1 protein-coding gene is annotated in these 306 nt (G+C 36.9%); it reads right to left on the bottom strand.

Going from position 1 to position 306, the window contains the following annotated elements; genetic code table 11:
* The coding region (locus ACFINO_RS10880; protein WP_375655869.1) for an MFS transporter at positions 1–306 on the bottom strand (306 nt) is incomplete at both ends.

Below are 306 nucleotides of genomic sequence, written 5' to 3'. Positions count from 1 at the left end.
AAACAGCACCAAGAGGACTATACACCATTCCCATGATCGACAAACCAATGGTAGACATTGCAAGCACTCCTATGACTCCAGAGCTTAAGAAATAAGGAATTGCGAAAGAATAGATACCAGTAATTATTGTGATGCAAATCATCAAAGTTCTGCGTTTAATACGATCAGCGAGTTTTCCAGTTAGGACAGTGAAAATTCCGCAAAAGATAGCACCAATGACTTCTACTTGGAGAGCCTGATAAAATGACAATTGCAAATGGTTTGTTGAATAACTTAACAAATATGCGGTGACCAAATAAAATAAAA

The organism is Bartonella sp. AA83SXKL, from assembly GCF_042196965.1.
Classification (GTDB): domain Bacteria; phylum Pseudomonadota; class Alphaproteobacteria; order Rhizobiales; family Rhizobiaceae; genus Bartonella.
The sequence above is the reverse complement of the archived record's forward strand: the minus strand, read 5'-3'. Positions and strand labels throughout refer to the sequence as shown.